Here is a 2893-nt window from a genome sequence, read left to right on the forward strand (position 1 = left end):
GTCACGCTTGGCGACGCCGTCGGCGGCGGGCTCAAGGTCGAGGTGCGGCTGCCGCTGGCGTGAGGCCACTGGCCGCGTCAGTGTTCCGATTCTTCGTCCGGCAGTTCGAGCGTACGACCCGCATAAAGAATCCGCAGGATGATCACTTTGTCATCCACGATTTCAAACGCGATCGTCGCGCGCCGGCGCCACCCCACCGTACGCAAACCCCGGGGCGATCTCGTCATGACGCATGCCACGCTCCGGAAATGTCGCGACGTCGAGGCAATAGTCGATGAGACCTCCGACAAAGCGCAATGCCGTTTCCACGCCGGCTTTAGGCGCCAATTGGTTCAGCAGTTCGGCAATGTCTCGCTCGGCGGCAGCGTGGAACCTGACCTGGTACTTCATGCACCGGAGCGCGGTTTAGCGGCGATCGCGTTGATGTGCTCAGAGAGATTGCGGCGCAGCTGTTCGGCCGTCAACAGCTTCTCGGGACGGGCGCGCGCATCCCGCATTATCGGCACGACTTCCTCGCGCAGCCAAGGTTCAACCGCCGCATCACGCGCCGCAAGCGTGCGCAAGCCATCACGGATGACCTCGCTTTCGGTGGCGTATTCGCCCGAGGCCACCTTGTCTTTCACCATCTGCGCCATTTCGAGCGGCAGTGTGATCGTCAGGGGTTGGGAGTTTCGCATGACCGTCTCCTCGATGCCCCTTGATATAGCACTGGTGCATGACTTTGTCATACACTTTAGGCAAGGCCGCACACCAAACATCGAACCATGATGGTGTGCGGCGATCGATCACGTCCCCTGCTCGTTGAATGGCGCCGGGCGCCACTTCACCACATAGTTCTCGAAGCGGGTGATCAGGAACTCCACCACCAGCGCCATCACCGCCAGGATGATCATGGCCGCGAAGACGCCATTGGCGTTGAAGGCGCCCTGCGCGGTGGAGATCAGGAGGCCCATGCCCTGCTTGGCGCCGAGGAACTCGCCGACGACCGCGCCGACAAGGGCGAAGCCGAACGAGACATGCAGGCTGGCGAGGATCCAGCTCATCGCCGAAGGAATGATGACCGATCTCGTGATCTGCATCGGCGAGGCGCCGAGGATCTGGGCGTTGGCGATCATCGCCCTGTCGGCCTCGCGCACACCCTGAAAGGCGTTGGCGAAGACGACGAAGAACACCATGACGACGGCCAGCGCCACCTTGGACGCCATGCCGAGGCCAAGCGCGATGATGAAGACCGAGCCCAGCACCACGCGCGGCACCGAGTTGGCGATCTTGATGTAGATCGAGAAGACATCCGCCAGCAGCTTGTTGCGGCCGAGGATGATGCCCGCCACGATGCCGCCGACCGCGCCGATGGCAAAGCCGAGGAACGTTTCCTCCAGCGTCACATAGATCTGCAGCCAGAGCGGCCCCTGAGAAGTGCCCTCGGTGACCCAGGACCAGATCTGCTCCCATATCCCCGACGGGCTGGAGAAGAAGAACGGGTCGATGATGCTGTAATCGGCGCAAAGTTCCCACAGGCCAAGGAAGACGACGAGGATCGCAAGCCGCAGGCCGATAACCAAGGCATGGCGCTTGCGCAGCCGCACCCTCGCCTGCGCTTCGGCGGCGACGATCGAGGTCGCGCGGATGGCAGCCTGTTCGGTAGGAGAGATGGCGGTCATGCTGCTTCCCCTTTCAATGGCCGGTCTGAAAGCCACGGCTCTGGCCGAGCTGCACTTCCTCGCGCAGATCGTTCCAGATCACCTTGGCGATCTCGATGAATTTCGGGTCGTAACGGATGTCGGCCATGACGCGGGGGCGCGGCAGGTCGATACGGTAGACGCTCTTCACCGTGCCCGGACCGGCGGTCAGCACATAGACCTTGTCGGCCAGCGCCACCGCTTCCTCCAGATCATGCGTGACGAAGACGACGGAGGATTTGAGTCCCGACCACAGGCCCAGCAACTCGTCCTGCATGGCGGTGCGGGTCTGCATGTCGAGCGCGCTGAACGGCTCGTCCATCAGCAGGATCTTGGGCTGGTTGATGAAGGTCTGGGCCAGCGCCACGCGCTTGCGCATGCCGCCCGAGAGCTGGTGCGGGTAATGCTTCTCAAAGCGCGAAAGTCCGACGCGGCCGATCCAGTCGCGCGCCTTCTCATAGGCTTGCGCCTTCGGCGTGCCACGGAAGAGCGGACCGGCAGCGACATTGTCGATGACGCTGCGCCAGGGAAACAGTGCATCGGCCTGGAAGACGAAGCCGATGTCGCGGCTGATGTCGGTGACCGGATTGCCCATGACGCGGACATTGCCGGTCGTTGGACGCAAGAGACCGGTGACGAGGTTAAGCGTGGTCGACTTGCCGCAGCCGGTCGGGCCGACGACGCAGGCGAACTCGCCTCGCGCCACCGTCATGGTGAAATCGCGGATCGCCGTCATCATGTGGCCGTCCGGCGTGACGAAGCGCAGCGTCACATCGTCAATGGCTATAGCGGCATCGGCCGGCGGCGCGGCGGGAGACAATTTCTCCGCAGCCATGGTCTGCGATTGCATGGCACACTCCTGTGGTGGTGATGCGAGAATGGCGGCTCGGGCCGGTGGCCTGCTCGCCGGCATCTCAAGGCGCAGCTGCCGGATTGAATCAGGCAGCCGGCGCAAGTCCTTGTTTTTCAGGGCGGACGGATCCGTCCGCCCTCGCCTGCCGGCGCCTACTTGGCCGCGTCGACGAACTCGGTCGTGTAGGTCTTCGACAGGTCGATCTGCTTGCCCTGCAGGCTCTTGGAGAAGGTCGACAGAACCTTGAGCACCGTCTGAGGACCATCGGCAGGCATGCGGCCGTCTGGCGTGAACTGCGCCTTGCCGCCGGCGAGGCCCTGCACGTAAAGGTCCTTGTTGCCGGCGTAATAGTCCTTCGGCA

4 protein-coding genes and 1 pseudogene are annotated in these 2893 nt (G+C 63.3%); all 5 read right to left on the bottom strand.

Translation table 11 applies throughout. The features are described 5' to 3' along the window. Positions 1–162: 162 nt before the first annotated feature. Positions 163–390: a type II toxin-antitoxin system RelE/ParE family toxin gene (locus tag EOA27_RS30215; protein ID WP_126078176.1), complete on the bottom strand. Its 228-nt coding sequence runs from the start codon at positions 388–390 to the stop codon at positions 163–165. Then, positions 387–677, bottom strand: a complete 291-nt coding sequence (locus EOA27_RS30220; RefSeq protein ID WP_126078177.1) for a type II toxin-antitoxin system ParD family antitoxin — start codon at positions 675–677, stop codon at positions 387–389. Before EOA27_RS30220 ends, EOA27_RS30215 begins: the two co-directional genes overlap by 4 nt. 108 nt (positions 678–785) lie before the next feature. Further along, complete coding sequence (locus EOA27_RS30225; RefSeq protein ID WP_126078178.1) at positions 786–1661, bottom strand: ABC transporter permease; 876 nt, start codon at positions 1659–1661, stop codon at positions 786–788. A gap of 13 nt (positions 1662–1674) precedes the next feature. Next, positions 1675–2529 carry an ABC transporter ATP-binding protein gene (locus tag EOA27_RS30230; RefSeq protein ID WP_126078179.1) on the bottom strand — a complete coding sequence of 285 codons (855 nt, stop codon included), beginning with the start codon at positions 2527–2529 and terminating at the stop codon, positions 1675–1677. A gap of 155 nt (positions 2530–2684) precedes the next feature. Beyond that, positions 2685–2893, bottom strand: a pseudogene (locus EOA27_RS30235) (ABC transporter substrate-binding protein); the annotation flags it as partial.

The organism is Mesorhizobium sp. M2A.F.Ca.ET.037.01.1.1 (assembly GCF_003998075.1).
Classification (GTDB): Bacteria; Pseudomonadota; Alphaproteobacteria; order Rhizobiales; family Rhizobiaceae; genus Mesorhizobium.